The organism is Nissabacter archeti (assembly GCF_018257325.1).
Classification (GTDB): domain Bacteria; phylum Pseudomonadota; class Gammaproteobacteria; order Enterobacterales; family Enterobacteriaceae; genus Chimaeribacter; species Chimaeribacter arupi.
In genome coordinates this window covers 38,827-59,077 of record NZ_JAERKB010000015.1, presented here as the reverse complement: position 1 = coordinate 59,077, position 20,251 = coordinate 38,827, and the positions used below count along the sequence as shown (strand labels likewise).

At 58.7% G+C, this 20,251-nt stretch carries 17 protein-coding genes and 4 tRNA genes; 7 read left to right on the top strand and 14 right to left on the bottom strand.

What is annotated here, in order from left to right; translation table 11 throughout:
* Positions 1-71: 71 nt before the first annotated feature.
* Positions 72-959 (top strand): EamA family transporter RarD, encoded by an 888-nt coding sequence (gene rarD, locus JK232_RS19310; RefSeq protein ID WP_072931317.1) that lies wholly within the window; start codon positions 72-74, stop codon positions 957-959.
* Here rarD and JK232_RS19305 read toward each other — a convergent pair.
* The 9 genes from JK232_RS19305 to JK232_RS19265 all read right to left on the bottom strand — a co-directional run bounded on the left by JK232_RS19305 (position 956) and on the right by JK232_RS19265 (position 11,899).
* A complete protein-coding gene (locus JK232_RS19305; protein ID WP_246538727.1) occupies positions 956-2,029 on the bottom strand; it encodes an AbrB family transcriptional regulator in 1,074 nt (357 codons plus the stop codon). The two genes, rarD and JK232_RS19305, sit on opposite strands and share 4 nt — an antisense overlap.
* A 132-nt stretch (positions 2,030-2,161) precedes the next feature.
* Positions 2,162-3,112: a magnesium/cobalt transporter CorA gene (gene corA, locus JK232_RS19300; RefSeq protein ID WP_072931315.1), complete on the bottom strand. Its 951-nt coding sequence runs from the start codon at positions 3,110-3,112 to the stop codon at positions 2,162-2,164.
* A 384-nt stretch (positions 3,113-3,496) separates the two neighbouring features.
* Positions 3,497-5,659 carry a DNA helicase II gene (gene uvrD, locus JK232_RS19295; RefSeq protein ID WP_072931313.1) on the bottom strand — a complete coding sequence of 721 codons (2,163 nt, stop codon included), beginning with the start codon at positions 5,657-5,659 and terminating at the stop codon, positions 3,497-3,499.
* An 86-nt stretch (positions 5,660-5,745) separates the two neighbouring features.
* Positions 5,746-6,462, bottom strand: coding sequence for a 5-amino-6-(5-phospho-D-ribitylamino)uracil phosphatase YigB (yigB, locus tag JK232_RS19290; protein WP_072931311.1), 717 nt, complete (start codon positions 6,460-6,462; stop codon positions 5,746-5,748).
* Entirely contained in the window at positions 6,462-7,388 is a 927-nt protein-coding gene (gene xerC / locus JK232_RS19285) for a tyrosine recombinase XerC (protein ID WP_101828926.1), read from the bottom strand. Before xerC ends, yigB begins: the two co-directional genes overlap by 1 nt.
* Positions 7,385-8,089, bottom strand: a complete 705-nt coding sequence (locus JK232_RS19280; protein ID WP_072931307.1) for a DUF484 domain-containing protein — start codon at positions 8,087-8,089, stop codon at positions 7,385-7,387. The genes xerC and JK232_RS19280 overlap by 4 nt, the downstream gene beginning before the upstream one ends.
* On the bottom strand, positions 8,086-8,910 hold the full coding sequence (gene dapF / locus JK232_RS19275; protein WP_072931305.1) for a diaminopimelate epimerase: 825 nt from the start codon (positions 8,908-8,910) through the stop codon (positions 8,086-8,088). The genes JK232_RS19280 and dapF overlap by 4 nt, the downstream gene beginning before the upstream one ends.
* 76 nt (positions 8,911-8,986) lie before the next feature.
* A complete protein-coding gene (lptM, locus tag JK232_RS19270; protein WP_072931302.1) occupies positions 8,987-9,184 on the bottom strand; it encodes an LPS translocon maturation chaperone LptM in 198 nt (65 codons plus the stop codon).
* Between the two features lie 159 nt (positions 9,185-9,343).
* On the bottom strand, positions 9,344-11,899 hold the full coding sequence (locus JK232_RS19265; RefSeq protein ID WP_101828925.1) for a class I adenylate cyclase: 2,556 nt from the start codon (positions 11,897-11,899) through the stop codon (positions 9,344-9,346).
* Between the two features lie 314 nt (positions 11,900-12,213).
* On the opposite strand from JK232_RS19265, the gene hemC reads away from it, so the two are divergent.
* From hemC to JK232_RS19235, 6 genes are all read left to right on the top strand, one after another.
* Positions 12,214-13,155: a hydroxymethylbilane synthase gene (hemC, locus tag JK232_RS19260; protein WP_072931298.1), complete on the top strand. Its 942-nt coding sequence runs from the start codon at positions 12,214-12,216 to the stop codon at positions 13,153-13,155.
* Positions 13,152-13,892 carry a uroporphyrinogen-III synthase gene (gene hemD, locus JK232_RS19255; protein ID WP_072931294.1) on the top strand — a complete coding sequence of 247 codons (741 nt, stop codon included), beginning with the start codon at positions 13,152-13,154 and terminating at the stop codon, positions 13,890-13,892. Before hemC ends, hemD begins: the two co-directional genes overlap by 4 nt.
* Before the next feature lie 22 nt (positions 13,893-13,914).
* Complete coding sequence (gene hemX, locus JK232_RS19250) at positions 13,915-15,042, top strand: uroporphyrinogen-III C-methyltransferase (protein ID WP_072931292.1); 1,128 nt, start codon at positions 13,915-13,917, stop codon at positions 15,040-15,042.
* Positions 15,043-15,045: 3 nt separating this feature from the next.
* Complete coding sequence (gene hemY, locus JK232_RS19245; protein WP_072931290.1) at positions 15,046-16,239, top strand: protoheme IX biogenesis protein HemY; 1,194 nt, start codon at positions 15,046-15,048, stop codon at positions 16,237-16,239.
* A gap of 702 nt (positions 16,240-16,941) precedes the next feature.
* Positions 16,942-17,337 carry a polymorphic toxin type 44 domain-containing protein gene (locus tag JK232_RS19240; RefSeq protein ID WP_212589593.1) on the top strand — a complete coding sequence of 132 codons (396 nt, stop codon included), beginning with the start codon at positions 16,942-16,944 and terminating at the stop codon, positions 17,335-17,337.
* Positions 17,315-17,749 (top strand): hypothetical protein, encoded by a 435-nt coding sequence (locus JK232_RS19235; protein WP_101828922.1) that lies wholly within the window; start codon positions 17,315-17,317, stop codon positions 17,747-17,749. Before JK232_RS19240 ends, JK232_RS19235 begins: the two co-directional genes overlap by 23 nt.
* 218 nt (positions 17,750-17,967) lie before the next feature.
* Here the strand turns inward: JK232_RS19235 and JK232_RS19230 are convergent.
* From JK232_RS19230 to thrP, 5 genes are all read right to left on the bottom strand, one after another.
* Positions 17,968-18,044, bottom strand: a tRNA-Pro gene (locus JK232_RS19230).
* Between the two features lie 55 nt (positions 18,045-18,099).
* Positions 18,100-18,186, bottom strand: a tRNA-Leu gene (locus JK232_RS19225).
* 13 nt (positions 18,187-18,199) lie between these two features.
* A tRNA-His gene (locus tag JK232_RS19220) sits at positions 18,200-18,275 on the bottom strand.
* 84 nt (positions 18,276-18,359) lie between these two features.
* Positions 18,360-18,436 (bottom strand) — tRNA-Arg (locus tag JK232_RS19215).
* Between the two features lie 143 nt (positions 18,437-18,579).
* Entirely contained in the window at positions 18,580-19,974 is a 1,395-nt protein-coding gene (gene thrP / locus JK232_RS19210; protein ID WP_072931288.1) for a bifunctional threonine/serine APC transporter ThrP, read from the bottom strand.
* Positions 19,975-20,251 lie beyond the last annotated feature (277 nt).

Sequence of the window (20,251 nt, the reverse complement as noted above, 5' to 3'; positions counted from 1 at the left end):
GTGCAAACAGGCCGGGCAAAGGCCCGGCAACCTCAGTACACTGAGCCCTCTTTTTCTTTCAGGCCAAACACATGGATGCTAAACAGACCCGGCACGGCATTTTCTTTGCCCTTGCCGCCTATTTTATCTGGGGCATCGCCCCTGCCTATTTCAAGCTGCTCGAGCAGGTGCCGCCCGGCGAAATCCTGACCCACCGCGTGGTCTGGTCTTTCTTCTTTATGCTGATCCTTCTCTCGGTCAGCCGCAACTGGGACAAGGTGCGCGCCATTGTGCACCAGCCGAAACGGCTGCTGCTGCTCGCCGTGACGGCCCTGCTGGTGGGCAGCAACTGGCTGCTGTTTATCTGGGCGGTGAATAACCATCACATTCTGGAGGCCAGCCTCGGCTACTTTATCAACCCGCTGGTGAATGTGCTGCTTGGGATGCTGTTTTTGGGAGAGCGCTTCCGCCGTTTGCAATGGCTGGCGGTAGCGATGGCGGTGTGCGGCGTGCTGGTACAGCTCTGGCAGTTCGGCTCACTGCCGGTGATTGCGCTGGGGCTGGCGTTCAGCTTTGCGCTGTATGGCCTGCTGCGCAAAAAGATCGGCATTGATGCGCAAACCGGGATGCTGATTGAGACATTGTGGCTGTTGCCGGCGGCGGTGATTTACCTGTTTTTTATTGCCGATACGCCGACCAGCCACCTGACGGCCAACCCCATGACGCTGAACCTGCTGCTGGTGGCGGCCGGGATTGTCACCACCATCCCGCTGCTGTTTTTCACCGCCGCGGCCACCCGCCTGCGTCTCTCCACGCTGGGCTTTTTCCAGTACCTCGGCCCGACGCTGATGTTTGTGCTGGCGGTGACGTTCTACGGTGAAACCATCGGCAATGACAAACTGGTGACCTTTGCCTTTATCTGGGGCGGCCTGCTGCTGTTTACGCTGGACGCGCTCTACAGCACACGCAAACCGCGCTAACGCATGCCGGACGGCGGCTTACCGGCATGGCGCGAAATAAAACGCGCCATCGCCGGGCCGGTGACCAGGATGGTGACCAGCCGCAGCGTCTGCATCGCCATCACAAATGACATATCCACTTTCGTGCCTGCGGCAATGATCGCGACCGTGTCCAGCCCACCGGGGCTGGTGGCGAGGTACGCCGACATCAGATCCACCGGCAGCACCTGGGTCAGCCCCCAGGCCATCGCCCCGCACACCAGCATCAGGCCAAAAATCGACGCCAGCATCTGCGGCAGGGTGCGCAGTGCCAGCAGCACGATATCGCGCGTGAAGCGCAACCCCACCGTCCAGCCGATCAGCGCATAGGCTGCCGCCAATAACCATTCCGGGATTTGCAGCGTCATCAGGCCGCCGGAGTGCACCACCGCGCCGAGGATGGCCGGTACCAGCAGCGCGCCGGAGGGGATCCGCAGCCGTGGCGCGAGCAGAATACCCACCAGCGCGATCGCCAGGGTGCCGATGAAACGCCCGTCCAGCGCCGGAAACCACACCTGCGCCACGGCCTGGCTGCCTGCGTCGTCCCCCAGCCCGATGCGCGCCACCAGCGCCGCCGCCGTAGCGACAAACAGCACCCGCAGGTATTGCATAAAGGCCACCAGCCGCACATCCGCGCCGAAATCCCCGGCCATCGCCACCATTGCCGACGCCCCGCCGGGTGACGATCCCCAGGCCCCGGTCGGCCCCGGCAGCGCGCTGAAGCGCACCAGCAACCAGCCGGAGAGGCCGCTCGCCAGCAAAGTACCGAGCAGCACCGCCACCACCATCGGCCAGTCCTCCAGCAGCGGCGTAAGAATACCGGGTGACAGGCTCTGGGCAATCATGCAGCCCAGGATGCCTTGTGAAAGGGTGAAACAGCGCGGCGGCACACGGATCGACGCGCCCATTAATCCCATCATTACCCCGACGATCATCGGCCCGAGCAACAGCGCCGCCGGCAGATGACAGGCCTGCAAACCAAAGCCGACGATCCCAGACAACACCAACAGCAGTGCCCATTGGCTGATGGGCGACATCCTTTTTATCTGCATGTGTATTTCTACATTTCATTAACAATCAAAACAGTAGTGTACGCCGGATCAGGCAGAAAAGGGGACGATGTGTGCGGGAAATCACAGAAGGGGGGCAAACGGCTCCCCGCGAAGCGGGGAGCGAACCGGCGATTACAGCCAGTTTTTGCGCTTGAAATAGAGGTAAGGGGCCAGACCGGCCAGGATCATCAGGCCGATCGCGGCAGGGTAACCGAATGACCACTGCAACTCCGGCATAAATTCGAAGTTCATGCCGTAACTGGACGCCACCAGCGTTGGCGGCAGGAATACCACGGAGACCACCGAGAAGATTTTGATGATGCGGTTCTGCTCAATGTTGATAAAGCCCATCGCCGCCTGCATCAGGAAGTTCACCTTCTGGAACAGGGATTCGTTGTGCGGCAACAGGGATTCGATGTCACGCAGCACTTCACGCGCCTGCTCCAGCTGGCCGTTCGGCAGCCGCGCCTTGCGCACCAGGAAGTTGAGCGCCCGTTGGGTATCCATCAGGCAGAGGCGCACTTTCCAGCCAACGTCCTCCAGCTCCGCCAGCGTTGAGAGCGCCGCGTCATATTCGTCGCCCTGCTGGCCTTCCATGATCACCCGGCTCAGTTTTTCCAGATCGCTGTAGATGTTTTCGATCTCATCGGCCAGCTGTTCGATTTTGGTTTCAAACAGATCCAGCAGCAGCTCGTAGGCATTGCCGTCAATCAGCATCTGGTTGCGGGCGCGCATCCGGTAAAGGCGGAAAGCCGGCAGTTCGCGTTCGCGCAGGGTATAGAGGCGGCCGTCCCGGATGGTAAAGGCCACGGTGGAGTTACCACCGTGATCTTCCGCATCTTCGAAATAGAAGAAGGAGTGGATATGCAGGCCGTCTTCGTCTTCAAAGAAGCGCGCAGAGGCTTCGATGTCATCCAGTTCCGGGCGGGTGGCGAGGCTCTGGCCCAGCTCCGTCTGTACTTTTTCGCGTTCATCCACGTCGGGTTCGATCAGATCTACCCACAGCGAGGTGGTGAGATCGTCTGCGTCATCCAACTCTAAACGGGATAAGCGGCTGTTATCTAATTTGAATGCGCTCAGCATAGGCGATTGCTCCCTTGTGACGACAAAAAGAGGCAACGCAATGGATCACAGAAACCAAAAGGGTGTGTAACACCGGCGTGTTTCAGACCGCGATAGGCTCTGACTCAGGGCGACACAATAGGAGGGTCGCTGACAACCACGAAGGCTATCAGCAAGGAGGATAGCCTTAGAAGTTGCACCTTATGAACAGGTTATTGAGCCAGTATCTACTGGGTGTGTCCAAGGCGAAGATCCTCATTAAGAATAGTGCGCGCATGTTACGCTGAGACGAAAAAGACTGTCAACCGCCGCCCGACAGTTAATGTGCAACAAACAATCACCGCCCGCCGGGCGTCAGGGAGGGGCCGGGCGCCGCCTCACTGCGGGCGTCCGGCCGGGCAGGGATTACACCGTTTCGAGCCGGGCATAAGCGGCCACCAGCCACTTGATGCCCTCGCCGTTGAAGGCAATCTGCAAGCGGCTGTGGTCGCCGCTGCCTTCCAGATTGATAATGGTGCCTTCACCAAATTTCGGGTGGCGCACACGCTGGCCGAGGCTGTAGCCGCTGTCATTTTCCACCACCGGCGCGCCCATGCGGCGGGTGTTGACCGGGCGTGAGACGCTGGCGCGCAGCCGTACCTCTTCGATGCAGGTTTCCGGCAGTTCCGCGATGAACCGTGAGGGCCGGTGGAATACCTCTTTGCCGTACAGGCGGCGGGTTTCGGCGTAGGTCAGCGTGAGTTTCTGCATCGCACGCGTCACGCCGACGTAGGCCAGCCGCCGCTCCTCTTCGAGCCGCCCGCCTTCGTCCAGCGCCATCTGGCTCGGGAACATGCCCTCTTCCATCCCGACGATAAACACCTGTTTAAACTCCAGCCCTTTCGCCGAGTGCAGCGTCATCAGCTGCACGGCATCCTGGTAGGCGTCCGCCTGCCCTTCGCCCGCTTCCAGCGCGGCATGGGAGAGGAACGCCTGCAACGGCATCAGGTCTTCATCTTCATCCTGATAGCTGTACTGGCGTGTGGCGTTCACCAGCTCCTCAAGGTTCTCGATACGCGCCTGGCCTTTTTCGCCCTTCTCCTGCTCGTACATCATCCACAGGCCGGAATCCTTGATTACCCGGTCAGTCTGCACATGCAACGGCATCTCGCTGGTGTCATGCGCCAGCGCGTCCACCAGTTCGGTAAAGCGTTGCAGTGCCGAGGCCGCCCGGCCCGCCAGCGCCTTCTCCTGCAACAGGGCGCGGGTCGATTGCCACAGTGTCAGCTGGCGCTCACGCGCCGTCTGGCGCACCACGTCAATGGTGCGGTCACCGATGCCGCGGGTCGGTGTATTGACCACGCGCTCAAAAGCAGCGTCGTCATTGCGGTTGGCGATAAGGCGCAGGTAAGCCAGCGAATCCTTGATCTCCTGCCGTTCGAAGAAGCGCATCCCGCCATAGATGCGGTACGGCATCGACACCTGTAACAGCGCCTCTTCCAGCACGCGTGACTGGGCGTTGCTGCGGTAGAGGATCGCGCAATCATTCAGGGCGTTACCGGTTTCCTGCCAGGTTTTGATGCGGTTCACCACGAAGCGCGCTTCGTCCAGTTCGTTGAACGCGCAGTAGATCGAGATGCGCTCGCCCTCGGCGTCCTCCGTCCAGAGGTTTTTGCCCATCCGCCCGTTGTTGTTGGCGATCAGGGTGTTGGCCGCGGTCAGGATATTGCTGGTGGAGCGGTAATTCTGCTCCAGGCGGATAGTTTCCGCCTTCGGGAAATCTTTCAGGAAGCGCTGGATGTTCTCCACCTGCGCGCCGCGCCAGCCGTAAATCGACTGGTCATCATCGCCGACGATCATCACATTGGCCTGGTCCCCGGCCAGCAGGCGGATCCAGGCGTACTGGATGCTGTTGGTGTCCTGGAACTCATCTACCAGAATATTGGTGAAACGCTCGCGGTAATGGTTAAGGATGTGCGGTTTGTTGAGCCACAGCTCGTGGGCGCGCAGCAGCAGCTCGGCGAAATCCACCAGCCCGGCGCGGTCACACGCTTCCTGATACGCCTGGTAGACGCGCAGCCAGGTCTGCTCCACCGGGTTGCCGTAGCTCTCGATATGCTGCGGGCGCAGGCCGTCATCTTTTTTGCCGTTGATGTACCACATCGCCTGGCGCGCCGGCCACTGCTTCTCATCCAGGTTCATCGCCTTGATCAGGCGCTTGAGCAGGCGCAGCTGGTCTTCGCTGTCGAGGATCTGGAAATCCTGCGGCAGCCGGGCATCCAGGTGGTGCGCACGCAGCAGGCGGTGCGCCAGCCCGTGGAAGGTGCCGATCCACATCCCGCCCTGGCTGGTGCCGATCAGGTGCTCGATGCGGTGGCGCATCTCAGCCGCTGCTTTGTTGGTGAACGTCACCGCCATAATCGAATAGGGCGAGCAGTTCTCCACCGAGAGCAGCCAGGCGATGCGGTGCACCAGCACCCGCGTTTTGCCGCTGCCCGCGCCGGCCAACACCAACAGGTTGCTGCGTGGCGCCGCCACGGCTTCACGTTGTTTATCATTCAGGCTGTCGAGCAGGTCAGAAACGTCCATAGGCACCGTCTGTCTGGGTAAGGAGAAAACGCCGGGCAACCGGATGCCGGGCATTTCACTGGGGATATATACAGAATCGCAGAGGATTATAACAATGCTGTCAGCGAAGCCAACCGCGAAATCTCGATATGGGGCAATAAGCGCGCGTCACGGATTTTCATCAGATTGCCTTCGCGCAGGTTAATCCAGCAGGATTGCATCCCGCAGCGTACCGATCCGGCCACGTCGGTGGTGAGGTCATCGCCGACATGCAGGATTTCATGCAGCGGCAGATTGAGCTGGCGCGCCGCCAGGTGGTACATGTCTTCATAGGGTTTGGCGCGGCCGTGCGGGCCGGATCGCAATACACACTCAAAATAGTCACTCAGCCCGAACGCTGCCGGGTCGGCGTTGCCGTTGGTGACCGCCACCAGCGGCCAGCGCGCCGCCAGCGCCTTCAGGGTATCGTGCGTCTCCTGCGGCACCTCAATGCGGCTGCGCCATTGGGCGAAGTGCGCCATCGCCTCGTCTGCGCCCTGTGAGGCTTCTGCGTCGCTCAGCCCCAGCCGGGTCAGCCCCAGGTGCACCGCCCGCCAGCGCCATTGGGTGACGTCATGGTAGATTTCCGGGTCCTGTTGCCGCAATTCGGCGCGCAACTGCTGGAAGTGGCCGGATTCCACTTCCGCCAGCAGCGGATGGTAACCGCGCAGGAAGTTCATCGACTCCAGCTCGGTACGGCGGATCACCGGCGCGTTGTCATACAACGTGTCATCCAGATCGAACGTGAGGGCCGAAAGGGTCTGTAACGGACGGTAGACGATCATCAGGATTTTCCTCGTTTGGCTCGCGGGTGCGCGGCATCATACACCGATGCCAGATGCTGGAAGTCGAGGTGCGTATAGATCTGGGTGGTGGAGAGGTTGGCGTGGCCGAGCAATTCCTGCACCGCACGCAGATCGCCGCTCGACTCCAGCATATGCGTGGCAAATGAGTGGCGCAATTTATGCGGGTGGATATGGCTGTTCACCCCCTGTTTGATGCCCCACTCGGCAAAGCGTTTCTGCACATTGCGCGCCGAGATGCGTTTCCCCTGTTTTGACAGGAACAGCGCGTCATCCGAGGGGCCGAACTGGTCACGCAGCGCCAGCCACTTCTCCAGCCACAGCAACGCGGTGCTGCCGATCGGCACTTTACGCTCTTTGCTGCCTTTGCCGAGCACCCACACTTCACCGCCGGCGCGGTCAACGTGGCGGCAGTCGATGCCTACCGTCTCTGCCAGACGCAGCCCGGCACCGTACATGATCTCCAGCATCGCCCGGTCGCGGATCGCCAGCGGGTCATTGATGTCGATGGAGAGCAGTTTATCGACTTCGTCCACGTCCATGTTTTTCGGCAGATGGCGCGCCGCACGCGGTGTGGAAATGCCTTTGGCAGGGTTGGCCGGTAACGCGCCCTGGCTCACCATCCAGTCCAGGAAACTGCGCAACGCGGACATCCGCAACGCCAGGCTGGCGGCTTTCAGGCCGCTGCGTTTGCTGTTGGCGGCCAGTGACCGCACGCGCGCCGGGTCAAGCTGCGGCCACGCCTGCACCCCGGCTTTGGCGGCCATCTCCACCAGCACCTCAAGTTCATGGCCGTAACTTTTAATGGTCAGCGGGCTGAGCTGCCGTTCGTTTTTCAGGAACCGCAGAAAGTGCGCCACCGGTTCGCTGAGTGCCGGAAACCGGGTGCCGCCCGCATTTACGGTCATGCGCGTTCCACCCAGCGCGCCAACAGGCCGGGCAACATACGCGCCAGCTGGTCAAGCATCACGGTGCCCATGCCGGTGTGATAGTGGTGCGGGTCGCGGCTGCTGAAAATCAGCATCCCCAGTTCGCCCTGCTCCCCCATCAGCGACAGCGCAACCGAACCGACCTGCTTCGCCTGCGGCAACAGCAGTAACAACTCCGGGCCGGTCAGGCTGCCGAGGAAGTGGTTATCCTCGCCCATCCGCGGAATGCGGAACGCATCGAACGCCATACGTGTCAGCCCGAGGTGGGTAAAGTGCGACGGTGCGCCGAGCTTCCAGCTGTCAGAGAAGAGGCGCACATGCGCGCCCGCCAGCCCGAGGCTGCGCGCCCAGCGGTGCAACCTGTCGAGCATGTCCTGCAAACTTTCCGCCCCGGCCAGATCGGCCTGGAGCTGGATCAGGCGGCCAAACAGTGACTCATTCACCGTGGCCTGTTCCATCAGCAGGGTGATCTCCTCTTCCAGATGGCGTATCTGGTTGCGCTGGCGGCCAAGCTGCCACTCCACCAGTGACACCGACCCGCGCACCGGGTGCGGCACGCGCATCTGTTCCACACGGCGCGCATTGCGGATAAAGAAATCAGGATGTTGCAGCAGATAGTGCATCACCCGCTCATCGTTAAGGTCAGCGACGGCGGTCGCCTGATCGTCTGCATTGCTCATAAATGAATGAATCCGTCATAAACATGGGTGGCCGGCCCGGTCATAAACAGCGGATGGCCCGGCCCTTTCCAGCGGATGTTCAGGTTGCCGCCCGGCAACTCCACCAGCACGCTCTCGGTGAGCAGCTCCTGCAAAATGCCGACGGCCGCTGCCGCACAGGCACCGCTGCCGCAGGCCTGGGTTTCCCCCGCGCCGCGCTCAAACACACGCAGTTTGATGTGATCGCGGCTGACCACCTGCATAAAGCCGACGTTCACCCGCTCCGGGAAGCGGTCATGGCTTTCCAGCACCGGCCCCAGGGTTTCCACGTCAGCGGTCAGCACATCGTCCACCTGAAGCACGCAGTGCGGGTTACCCATCGACACCACGCCGCACAGGATAGTTTTCTCCGCAGCGCGCAGGATATAGGTTTTTTCTGCTTTGGCGGCGCGGAACGGCACGCCTTGCGGCTCGAAATTCGGCTCGCCCATGTTGACGCAGACGTCGTCATTTTCCGTGACGCTCAGCACCATGCGGCCGGTCTGGGTACTGACGCGGATGTCGCGTTTGTTGGTCAGCCCTTTCAGGCGCACAAAGCGGGCAAAACAGCGGGCGCCGTTGCCGCACTGGGCCACTTCACTGCCGTCCGCATTAAAGATGCGGTAATGAAAATCCAGTTCCGGGTCGTAGGGCGGTTCGACGATTAACAGCTGGTCAAAGCCGACACCGGTGTGGCGATCGGCCAGCCGCCGGATCAGGTCGGGCGAGAAATAGACGTTCTGTGTGACGGCATCGACAACCATGAAGTCGTTGCCCAGCCCATGCATTTTGGAGAACTGCATATCATACTCCGCTTACTGCCGGCGAATTCCGGACGCCGGGTGTGCCTGACAGGCCGCGCCTGCCTGGGCTACCCTGTTACATACCGGCAGACGATGAGGTGCTCTGCGTACCGGACGTTGATTGTTGGTTTTTCTGCACGTCACCGGAGTCGGACGGTGCGGTAGAGACCTTTGGTTTTTCCGCCGGGGGGAAATAGAGCGGGCCTTTCAGACCACAGCCGGAAAGCCCCAGCAACGCGACCGCAGCCAGCGCCCAGCGTAATTGTTTTTTCATGCGATTGATGCCTGTGTTTCGTGCGTCCAAGCTCTCTATAATCGCAGGTGGATCATGAAAAGCAATAGGAATTGCATCGGAGCCGCGGCAATGCGATGGCGGGCGCACCATAAAAAAGGGCCCGGCAAGCCGGACCCTTTTCCAGAGCGGTGTCAGGCATTAATGCAGCTGGTAAAACTGCTTCAGTGATTGCGGCAAGGCGTCGTTGTTGACGGCCAGGTTCAGCGCCGTAAGCGCCTTGCTGCGGAACGGGATCACCTGCTTGCGCCCCTCAAGCACCACGATCTGGTAAAACTGCGGCAGATTGAAGTTAATGAAGCTGGAGCCATAGGTGAAGCGGTCATGGGAGGAGGAGTAGAAGCGGCTGACATCTTTCACCAGCTCCTCTTTGCTGCCTTCACAATGGTGGAACACCTCTATCCGGTTCGACTCATCCAGAATATAGATATTAAAGCCGCGGTCGTCCGGCGAGTCTTCAAAGAAGAACTGGATAATGCCTTCGCTGGCGTAGCCATCCACCACCGCCGGCAGGTGCACCTGATCGGATTCCATCTTCACCGACAGGCCGTGCAGTTTGTTGTTGGAGATGGCGCCGTAAAACTCCACCGCGTTCTCCAGCTTCTGCACCGACACGCTTAAACGCTCAAAGAACAGCCCCCAGGTCTGGCCGGACACCCGCACCGCCTTGAAGCGCCCCGGCTCCTGCCGGGTACTGGAGAGACGCAGCTCAATGCACTCGGACACCAGTTGTTGCAGGCGCGTGCGGATAAGCCCGCGCAGGTGCTGGCTGTAGCAGAAGACCTCCACCGATTCCGGCGGGGCGGCGTCCTGATGCATTTTGCCGAGGATGGTTTTCAGCGCTTCCAGCACCGCCTGTTCACCGCTGAAATGCAGCGTCCGCACCTCATTCCAGGAGTTGCGGTAGAGCAGGTCAATGCTGCCCACCAGGCACTGCTGCTGCTGGCCAAAGCTGAACACGTCGAGTTTGCGGAAATCAAAATGCACCACCTGGTTGCGGAACGCCGCGGTCGGGTCGTGCTCAAGGTTCACGATAATCGCCAGATGGCGGATCTCACACGGGCTGTAGAGCGCTTTCGGCGTCGGGGCCGGCAGGCGCAGCGGGAAATGGTGCGACACATCCGCTACCAGTTCCTGCAATTTGGCGATGTCACACAGGCTGCCGCCTTTAATATGCAGGCGGGTGCGCGGCGTCAGCAACCCGTTGAAATAGGCCCAGGCCACCAGCTTGTTCAGGTAGCGGTTATATTCCAGCGGCTGATGGCTGATGATGGCGTCCATTGACGGGGCCTGGTTATAGAGATACCAGCCAGTGCGGTTGGCCCGGCCCACCGGGACATGGATAAAGGTCAGATCGTTTTCTGACAGGTCCGGCGAAATCTGCGGGTTCACCAGCGTCACTTTGCCCGGCAGCGCCTCAAAGGCGGCGTAGAGTTTACGGGTCAGCACGCCGATGTCCTGCGGGCTGGCGCTGACGCTTAAATTATTGCGGCGGGCGAAACGGATCAGGTTGCGGTAGCTCTGCATCATCGCGTCCAGCAACTCGTTGTGTGCCTCACGTACCCGGCCGATTTTCCAGTTGTTGCGGTTGTCCAGGATCGCCAGCTTCTCGCTGCTCCAGCCCCACTCCTGCACCAGCTGTACCAGGATTTCACGCCGCCAGCCCACACACTCGCGCCCCTGTGACAGCTTTTCGCACACTTTCAGGTAGAAGCAGCGGCGCACCAGATCGAGGCGGGTTTCATCCTCAATCGCCGTCAGGTAGCGGGTCACGCGGTCCAGCATCATGCAGTAGGCGTCCAGCCCGAAGGAGACAATCTCCCCGCCGTGCAGGCGACGCTTGATGTCCATCGCCAGCAGTTGGGTGTCCGGGTATTCCCAGGAGTAGGCTTCCAGCAGCAGGGTTTTCAGCACCGCCTTGTAGGGCGAGTCGATGCTTTTATAGAGCTGCCACAAGCTGGCACCGAAATACTCCTCCGCTGACAGCGTGCTCAGGCCGCCGAGATCCAGCCACTCATTTGGCGTCAGCGCGCCCTGCGCATAGAGCGACATGACGTAGTCGTCATAATTGCCCTCTTCCTCGCACGGCACCATGTTCCACAGAATACGTTTGCCGGCCAGCCTTACCGCACTGCGGTAGAACTCGTCCAGCAACAGAATATGTTGGGTAGAACCACAATCCTCGCCGCCCAGGCTGCCGCTCTCATTATGGCGGAAGCGGTTCTCATCAATCAGGAAGAAGCTGACTTCAACGCCCAGATCGGCGGCCCAGGACTCCAGCAGGCTGCATTTTTGTTGCAGGCGCTGGCGCTCTTCCGGGTCGAGCCAGGATTGGTGGCACACCCAGATGTCGAGGTCTGAACTGTCGCTCTGGCCGATCGAGGAGGTGCTGCCCATGGAGTACAGCGCGGTGACCGGCAACTCGCCGTGGGGGGTCTTGTCCAGCGGTTTGCCGATTTTTTCTTCCAAATCAGCAAGATAACGCGATTGCTTTTCATCAGGCGTGAACAGGCAAATGCCGCATGGAACGCTGCCTTCAAGGTAGCCGGGCATCAGAGGGTGGTGATAATGCAATAAGATCGGCAGCAGACTGTAGACCTGTTGGAAAACCGGCCCGGTGGCCGCCAGGGCGCGATCGACACGCAGTTGGTTGATCGCATCCAGTCTCTGCTTGAGTGTCTCAATGTAGAGGTACAAGACGTTTCGCCTGATTTATCCCAGTGTCTTTGAAAATCCCCGATTTCCACCCTGTCTCTGTTTTAGACGAATAATTGACAGGTAATTGCTGGAAACGTGATCAATTTAACACCTTGCTGATTGACCGTAAAGAAAGTATAGCACCAGACTTATTCTGGTCCCTTTGTATACTCCTCTCTACCCGCCATGTCATGTAAAACCTGTTGAGCGTGCCGTTCTGACCGATCGCTGCCCGGCATACCGGGGCTTCTTCCGCTGACAGCTTTCCCCGGTAGATGGTAGGATGTGGGCGAAATCGTAAAACGGTAACAAGCATGTTAGACAAAATTATCCGGATTGCCACCCGTCAAAGTCCGCTGGCCCTGTGGCAGGCTCACTACGTTCAACACTGCCTGGAGGCAGCCCATCCCGGCCTGCGCGTCGAGCTGGTGCCGATGGTGACACGCGGCGACATTATTCTTGATACGCCGCTGGCGAAAGTGGGCGGCAAAGGGCTGTTCGTCAAAGAGCTGGAGCTGGCCCTGCTGGAAAACCGCGCGGACATCGCCGTGCATTCGATGAAAGACGTGCCGGTTGATTTCCCGCAAGGGCTGGGGCTGGTGACGATCTGTGAGCGCGATGACCCGCGTGATGCCTTCGTCTCCCCGCATTTTGAGAGCCTGGCGCACCTGCCGCCGGGCAGCGTGGTCGGCACGTCCAGCCTGCGCCGCCAATGCCAGTTGCGTGAAATGCGCCCGGATCTGGTGGTCCGCGATCTGCGTGGTAACGTCGGCACCCGCCTTGCAAAACTCGACAGCGGCCAGTATGACGCCATCATCCTGGCGGTGGCCGGGCTGAAACGTTTGGGGCTGGAGTCGCGCATCCGCAACGCCATCTCGCCGGAAGAGTGCCTGCCGGCCGTCGGCCAGGGTGCAGTCGGCATTGAATGCCGGCTGGACGACGACGTCACCCGCGCCCTGCTGGCCCCGCTGAACCACACCGAAACCGACATCCGCGTCCGCGCGGAACGGGCGATGAATACCCGCCTTGAGGGCGGCTGCCAGGTACCGATCGGCAGTTATGCGGTGCTGGAAGGCGATCGCCTCTGGCTGCGTGCGCTGGTCGGCGCGCCGGACGGCAGCCAGATTGTGCGCGGTGAGCGCCATGGCAGCGCGGAAGATGCCGAGCAGATGGGCATTGAACTGGCCGAGGAGCTGCTTTCACGCGGTGCGCGTGAGATCCTCGCCGAGGTCTATCAGGGGAACCCGCCTGCATGACCATCCTGGTGACCCGCCCTTCCCCGTCAGGCGAACAGTTGGTCAGCCGGTTACGCCAGCGTGGCCTGGCCGCGTATCACGCGCCGCTGATTGCGTTCACCCCGGGGCGGGACGTGGCCACCCTGCCGGATCGGCTGGCGGCGTGCTCGCCGGGCGATCTGGTGTTTGTCCTGTCGCAGCATGTGGTGGATTATGCCCACCACGCCCTGACCCTCCGCGGTGCCGTCTGGCCGCCGGCTCTTCATTATTATGCCATCGGCCGTACCACCGGCCTGAAATTGCATACCCTCAGCAGCCTGCCGGTGACGTACCCGCCGGGCAGCGAAACCAGTGAAACCCTGCTCTGCCTGCCCGATCTGCAACAGGTCACGGGTAAGAAAGCGCTGATTCTGCGCGGCAACGGCGGGCGGGAGCTGCTGGCACAGACGCTGGCGGAACGCGGGGCTGAGGTCAGTTACTGTGAATGCTATCAGCGCAGCCCAATCCACTATGACGGCAGTGAACAGAGCGCCCACTGGCAACGCATGGGCGTCAGCAGGCTGGTCGTCACCAGCGGTGAAATGTTACAACAGCTCTATACTTTAGTTCCTGATTACTATCGGACTTCATGGTTGCTGCGCTGCAACCTGGTCGTGGTCAGCGAACGCCTGGCAACACTGGCGCGCCGGCTTGGCTGGCAGGATGTCCGTGTTGCTGACAATGCCGATAATGACGCGCTGATCCGCGCGCTACAATAACCTGACTATGGGATGTGCCAACATGACGGAACAAAAAACCCCATCCGCGCCGGAAGATGACATCACGCCAGCGGTGGAGACACCCCTCCAGCCAGATGCTGAACCCCGCAACGCGCACCGTACCGGTGTGGTGCTGGGCGCCGTGGCCATTGCGCTGGCGCTCGCGCTGGGCGCCGGTCTTTACTACCACGGGCAACAGCAGACCAAAGCGCAGTTGGCAGAAAACGAAGCCCTGCGTACGCAGATAACCGCGTTGCAACAGAGCCAGCAGCAGGACAAGCAGCAGCAAGGGACGCTGTTGCAACAGCAGGCCAGCGCGCTGCAAAACGCCGATCAGCAACAGGCGGCGTTGGGCCGTCAGTTGAATGAGTTGCAGGAGAAAGTCGCGACCATCTCCGGCAGTGATGCCAAAACCTGGCTGCTGGCGCAGGCGGATTTTCTGGTCAAGCTGGCCGGGCGTAAGCTCTGGAGCGATCAGGACGTCACCACCGCTGCTGCCCTGCTGAAAAGCGCCGACGCCAGCCTGGCAGACATGAACGACCCCAGCCTGCTGGAGGTGCGCCGTGCCATCACCGAGGATGTCAGCACCCTGTCCGTGGTATCGCAGGTCGATTTCGACGGCATTATTCTGAAAGTAAACCAGCTCTCGAATCAGGTGGATAACCTGCGGCTGGCAGACGACAACACTGACGGTTCACCGATGGACGAAGACAGCGGCACGCTGTCGGCCTCGCTGTCGGAGTGGCGCCAGAACCTGACCAAAAGCTGGCACAATTTTATGGATGATTTCATCACCATCCGCCGCCGTGATACCAGCGCCGAGCCGCTGCTGGCCCCGAACCAGGATGTTTACCTGCGTGAAAACATCCGCTCGCGTCTGTTAGTCGCCGCCCAGGCGGTGCCGCGCCACCAGAACGAGGTGTACAAACAGTCACTGGAGACGGTGTCCGGCTGGGTGCGCTCTTACTTTGATGCCAATGACCCGGCCACCAAAGCCTTCCTGGATGACCTGGATGAACTGAGCCAGCAATCTATTTCGATGGATGTGCCTGCGGAACTGAAAAGCCAGCCGATGCTGGAAAAACTGATGCAGACCCGCGTCCGTAACCTGCTGGCGCAAGCGCCGGCCGCCGCCAGCCAGGAGGGCTAAAACATGATTCGTGTTTTAGTGCTGTTCCTCATCCTGATTGCCGGCGTGATTGTCGGGCCGCTGCTGGCCGGGCACCAGGGCTACGTCCTGATCCAGACGGACAACTATAACGTTGAAACCAGCGTCACCGGCCTGGTGATTATGGCTGTGCTGCTGTTTGTGGCGCTGTTTATCATTGAGTGGATTCTGCGCCGCATCTTCCGGACGGGTGTGCGCACCCGTCGCTGGTTCAGCGGGCGTAAACGCTCCAAGGCGCATAAACAGACGCAGGCCGCGCTGGTGAAACTGGCGGAAGGCGATCACCGCCAGGCAGAAAAACTGCTTACCCGCCACGCTGACCATGCCGAGCAACCGGTGGTGAACTACCTGCTGGCAGCGGAAGCAGCGCAACAGCGTGGGGATGATTTCCGCACCAACCAGTATTTAGAGCGTGCGGCGGAAATTGCCGATAACGATCAGCTGCCGGTGGACATCACCCGCGTGCGCATCCAGCTGGCACAGGGTGAAATCCATGCTGCCCGCCACGGGGTGGATAACCTGGTGGGCCAGGCACCGCGCCACCCGGAAGTCTTGCGGCTGGCGGAACAGGCTTACCTGCGCAGCGGGGCTTATGACGCCCTGCTGGAGATTATCCCGTCGATGGCGAAAATCCACCTCTATGACGATGCTCATCTCCAGACCCTGCGCGAGCAGGCCTATATTGGCCTGATGAATGAGGCGATGGCAAAAGAGGGCAGCGACGGCCTGAAACGCTGGTGGAAAGCGCAGAACCGCAAAACCCGCCACGACACCGCCTTGCAGATTGCGATGACGGAAAACCTGATTGCCTGTAACGATCATGATATGGCGCAGGAAGTGCTGCTGGATGGGCTGAAGCGCCACTACGATGAGCGCCTGGTATTGCTGATGCCGCGCCTGAAATCCGGCAACCCTGAGCAACTGGAGAAAGTCTTGCGCCAGCAGATCAAACAGCATGGCGCGACCCCGTTGCTCAACAGCACACTGGGCCAGATGCTGATGAAGCATGGCGAATGGCAGGCGGCGAGTGAGTGCTTCCGTGCTGCGCTGGCAGAGCGCCCGGACGGCTATGATTATGCCTGGCTGGCAGACACGCTGGACAAGCTGCATAAGCCTGAAGAGGCCGCCCAGCTGCGCCGTGAGGGCCTGCACCTGACGCTGCAACGCCCGGAAGAGTAATCGCCCTGTATATTAACCAAAAGGCTCCCACGGGAGCCTTTTTTACGTCTGTCGCCGGCGTACAGGCAAAAAAAAACACTTGCCCGCCGGGACAAGTGTTGAAACAAGCAAATTCAGGTCTAGGACAACCGGGGGTGGTACCTCACTCAACGTTATGTCCGCTTTGTGATAACAGGCGTTATCGATAAGGTGGACACTAGGTACCGAAATTGGCTCTGCATCATTCCAGGTTTTATGAAGCCGAAGCAGTCATAACAGGGTGAATGAGCATCTACGTATAGAGTATTGCACAAGGCGTGCCAATTTTCATCTTCATCAAAATTAAAATATTAACCTATTGATTATAAATAAAATTAAAAAATGAAACGGAAAGAGGGAATGGCACAATTCATTATGGCGCTTTTTCTTTTCAGCCGGTTATGTCGTCTGGTAACGACACTCATAAAGGCTTCTCTATTTTACCTTTAAACTCAATGGCCTGTATGTCACTGATTAACGACAGCGCTTATCTGCTCTATGGCTAGCGATGAAAGGGAAAAGATAAAAAGAGCAGGATACTTGCACATTCCAACAACATCGGGTTATCTGAAATAAATAATAACCAATTGATTTAAATCAAATTTCTTTAAATTCCCACTACCTCCGTCAGGGCGTTATTGATACCGTTGGCTTTTACCCATACCAAGAAAAAGGTTATCGCCTATGACATCTATCCCCTTATCTGGTCCAGTTTCGGGCTCAAAAATTATTCATAATAATATGCGGGAAGCTCGTCAGCATGGAATGTCCCGCAACATGGCCACCGCCGGCACCTATTATTGGTTTTATCAAAAAGTCAGGAACAAAGGGCCTTGGGACTATAAACAGTTCAACCCTTACTGGGCGGCTTTTGGAAATTTCAATTTTGGAGCTGCAGGGACGGCAGCAGGCATGCCCACAGAAACGTTACTTATGGGCGCAGGTTATGCACAAATACGTGCGGGAACATCAAAACCAGAATGGGGGAAATGGTATCGGAAGCCCCCATACGGTGACGATCCTACCGATCAGCGAAACATCCGGGAAGGAATAGCCTATGCCATTCAACACGGCTATTAGATGGGTACATGGTTTTATCACTCTGGCGCTGTTGATTCTGGTCGTGGGGTGTTGGTTTATGCATTCAGACAATGCTTCTGATGCGGAAGAGGAATTACAGCATACTTACAAGCTGAATAATCAATTGTGGCTTTATATGACTGAAAACCGTCATGGCGGGGCAACGGTTCCCATTATCTACCGCTATTATCTGGGAAAAGAAATTAAAGGCAGCGAGCGCGAGATAGTAAAACATCTCAATGCGGATATGCTTTTTCTGTCGGGAACCGGCACCATTTCGGCTATACATGCGGATAATGAAAATCGGGTTGAGGTCACCTACAGTGGCGAGGTTTTCTCGCTAAGCCGCAAGGTTTATTATCAGAACGCCGATCAGACCATGACTGCACATATTAATTATCAGATTAGGTAAATGTAAGAGAAGGGTTTTGCTTTGGTCGCCGTATCATCCGCCTGTTGTCGCAGGATGGGACTACGCCACAATGGGACTACGCGCGCATAGTCCCAAATGTAGTCCCAAACCATCAGGCTAACCGGTAAATACCGGGCAACAAAAAACCCGCAAACTCAGAGAGCATGCGGGTTTCTGTATGCATTCCGCTAGTAACAGGTACTAACCGAATAAGAATGTGGTCGGCGAGAGAGGATTCGAACCTCCGACCCACTGGTCCCAAACCAGTTGCGCTACCAAGCTGCGCTACTCGCCGATTTTTACTTCTACTGTCTTCTTTATTGCAACAACATCCTGAGATGTTGTTTGTGTGGTGCGAAGAGAGGGACTTGAACCCTCACGTCCGTAAGGACACTAACACCTGAAGCTAGCGCGTCTACCAATTCCGCCACCTTCGCATCGCCACAAATCTGGGGTGGCTAATGGGACTCGAACCCACGACAACTGGAATCACAATCCAGGGCTCTACCAACTGAGCTATAGCCACCATCACTTACTGCTTTACTGCCACTTCACGCGGTACGTTCTTTCCGAAGAAAGTGTCCACCGCAGCTCTTGCACACAAACTTAATGGTGCGCCCGACAGGATTCGAACCTGAGACCTCTGCCTCCGGAGGGCAGCGCTCTATCCAGCTGAGCTACGGGCGCTTAGCGCCGTTGCGGGGCGGGATATTACGGCTTTAGTGCTGGGCTGTCTAGTGCTTTTTTAGAAGAAATATCGCGTCTGCTTAGAGTTTGTGCGTTTCGTCCTAAAAGTGAGCGCTAAAGCCCTTAATCCCGCCCCTGCCCTGCTATTCTGCGCTGTTTTTCAACACATCCTGACGTTTATGCATGCCTGTGCTGAAGTAAATTAATGAGACGCCCGCAATAAAAATTCCCCCTACCAGCAGAGAAATTCGCGTATCCGGGTTAATTCCCATCCCGACCAGCACACAAAGCAGGAAGGCGATGGTCAGGTAGTTGGCGTAAGGGAACAGCAGCGACTTAAACGGATGGGTTTTCAGCGCCTGCTGGTGCACCGCACGGAATTTCAACTGGCTTATCAGCACCACGAACCACGGCACCATGCCCGGCAGCACACTGGCGCTGTAGACGTACACAAACACCTTCTCCGGGTTCGGGATGAGGTAGTTCAGGCAGGAGCCAATCAGCAGGCAAAGAATGGTGATGGCAATGCCATACACCGGCACGCCGCCTTTCGAGACGCGGCCCAGGAACGCCGGCAACTGGCGGTTTTTCGACAGCGCATAGAGCATACGCCCACAGCTGTACATGCCGCTGTTGCAGCCGGAGAGCGCCGCCGTCAGCACCACAAAGTTAATGATGCCGGCCGCGGCGGTGATCCCAATCTTCGAGAAGGTCAGTACAAACGGGCTGCCGTGGGTACCGATCTCATTCCACGGGAAAATGGTGATGATGACGAAGATCGCGCCGACGTAGAAAATCAGGATGCGCCACAGGATGTTGTTAATGGCGCGCTTCAACGTCACCTGTGGGTTTTTGGCTTCGCCGGCAGTGATGCCGACCAGCTCCACGCCCTGATAGGACGCCACAACAATACAGAGCGCAAACAGGAAGCCTTTCCAGCCGCCGGCAAAGAAACCGCCGTGGGTGGTGAGGTTCTCAAAGCCCAGCGCCTGGCCGTGGTTGCCGAAGCCGAAGAAGATCACGCCCAGCCCCACCACGATCATCACAATGATGGTGGTGACTTTAATCAGTGCAAACCAGAACTCAAATTCGCCATAGAGCTTCACCGCAGCCAGGTTAGCGAGCGCCACCAGCGCAATTGCCGCCAGGGCCGGTATCCATTGCGGCAAATCAGGGAACCAGTACTGCACGTAGACGCCTACGGCCGTTATCTCTGAGATCCCCACCGCTATCCACATAAACCAGTAGCTCCAGGCGGTCAGGTAACCGAAGTAAGGGCTGAGGTATTTATGGGCGTAGACGGCAAACGAACCGGCGACCGGCTCCAGGTGCAGCATCTCGCCCATCGCGCGCATGATGAAGAACACAAACAGCCCGGCGACGATGTACGCCAGCAGAACCGACGGCCCCGCCCATTTCAGCGTACTGCCCGCCCCCATAAACAGCCCGACACCAATGGTGCCGCCGAGGGCAATCAGCTCGATATGCCGCGCCTCCAACCCCCGGTGCAACCCTTTTTTCTCTTCGTGACTCGCCATAGATCCTCTGTTTTCGCGTGTTGTGTATGCCTTCCGGACAGGCCGGAATGTTATTTTTTTGGTGGTAGACCGAAAAAAGCAGCGGAACGCTGCCTGGGCAAGCGGACTGTGCCGGGGATTCCCTATAGAAAGAGGATAGGGAAGAAATGGCCCAACCGCCGTCCGGCAGGTGCCTGCCGGGTTTTACCGGGCGCTATGGTTCCGTATTTTCTCAACAGAAGCAAACCAGAATGTGCAAGCCTTGAAGCAAGCTCACCGCTTTTTTTGCAAAAAGTGT

Excerpts from the sequence above, each read along its gene's own strand:
- rarD (WP_072931317.1), top strand. The coding sequence starts at position 72 with ATGGATGCTAAACAGACCCGGCACGGCATTTTCTTTGCCCTTGCCGCC.
- JK232_RS19305 (WP_246538727.1), bottom strand. The coding sequence starts at position 2,029 with ATGCAGATAAAAAGGATGTCGCCCATCAGCCAATGGGCACTGCTGTTG.
- corA (WP_072931315.1), bottom strand. The coding sequence starts at position 3,112 with ATGCTGAGCGCATTCAAATTAGATAACAGCCGCTTATCCCGTTTAGAG.
- uvrD (WP_072931313.1), bottom strand. The coding sequence starts at position 5,659 with ATGGACGTTTCTGACCTGCTCGACAGCCTGAATGATAAACAACGTGAA.
- yigB (WP_072931311.1), bottom strand. The coding sequence starts at position 6,462 with ATGATCGTCTACCGTCCGTTACAGACCCTTTCGGCCCTCACGTTCGAT.
- xerC (WP_101828926.1), bottom strand. The coding sequence starts at position 7,388 with ATGACCGTAAATGCGGGCGGCACCCGGTTTCCGGCACTCAGCGAACCG.
- JK232_RS19280 (WP_072931307.1), bottom strand. The coding sequence starts at position 8,089 with ATGAGCAATGCAGACGATCAGGCGACCGCCGTCGCTGACCTTAACGAT.
- dapF (WP_072931305.1), bottom strand. The coding sequence starts at position 8,910 with ATGCAGTTCTCCAAAATGCATGGGCTGGGCAACGACTTCATGGTTGTC.
- lptM (WP_072931302.1), bottom strand. The coding sequence starts at position 9,184 with ATGAAAAAACAATTACGCTGGGCGCTGGCTGCGGTCGCGTTGCTGGGG.
- hemC (WP_072931298.1), top strand. The coding sequence starts at position 12,214 with ATGTTAGACAAAATTATCCGGATTGCCACCCGTCAAAGTCCGCTGGCC.
- hemD (WP_072931294.1), top strand. The coding sequence starts at position 13,152 with ATGACCATCCTGGTGACCCGCCCTTCCCCGTCAGGCGAACAGTTGGTC.
- hemX (WP_072931292.1), top strand. The coding sequence starts at position 13,915 with ATGACGGAACAAAAAACCCCATCCGCGCCGGAAGATGACATCACGCCA.
- hemY (WP_072931290.1), top strand. The coding sequence starts at position 15,046 with ATGATTCGTGTTTTAGTGCTGTTCCTCATCCTGATTGCCGGCGTGATT.
- JK232_RS19240 (WP_212589593.1), top strand. The coding sequence starts at position 16,942 with ATGACATCTATCCCCTTATCTGGTCCAGTTTCGGGCTCAAAAATTATT.
- JK232_RS19235 (WP_101828922.1), top strand. The coding sequence starts at position 17,315 with ATGCCATTCAACACGGCTATTAGATGGGTACATGGTTTTATCACTCTG.
- thrP (WP_072931288.1), bottom strand. The coding sequence starts at position 19,974 with ATGGCGAGTCACGAAGAGAAAAAAGGGTTGCACCGGGGGTTGGAGGCG.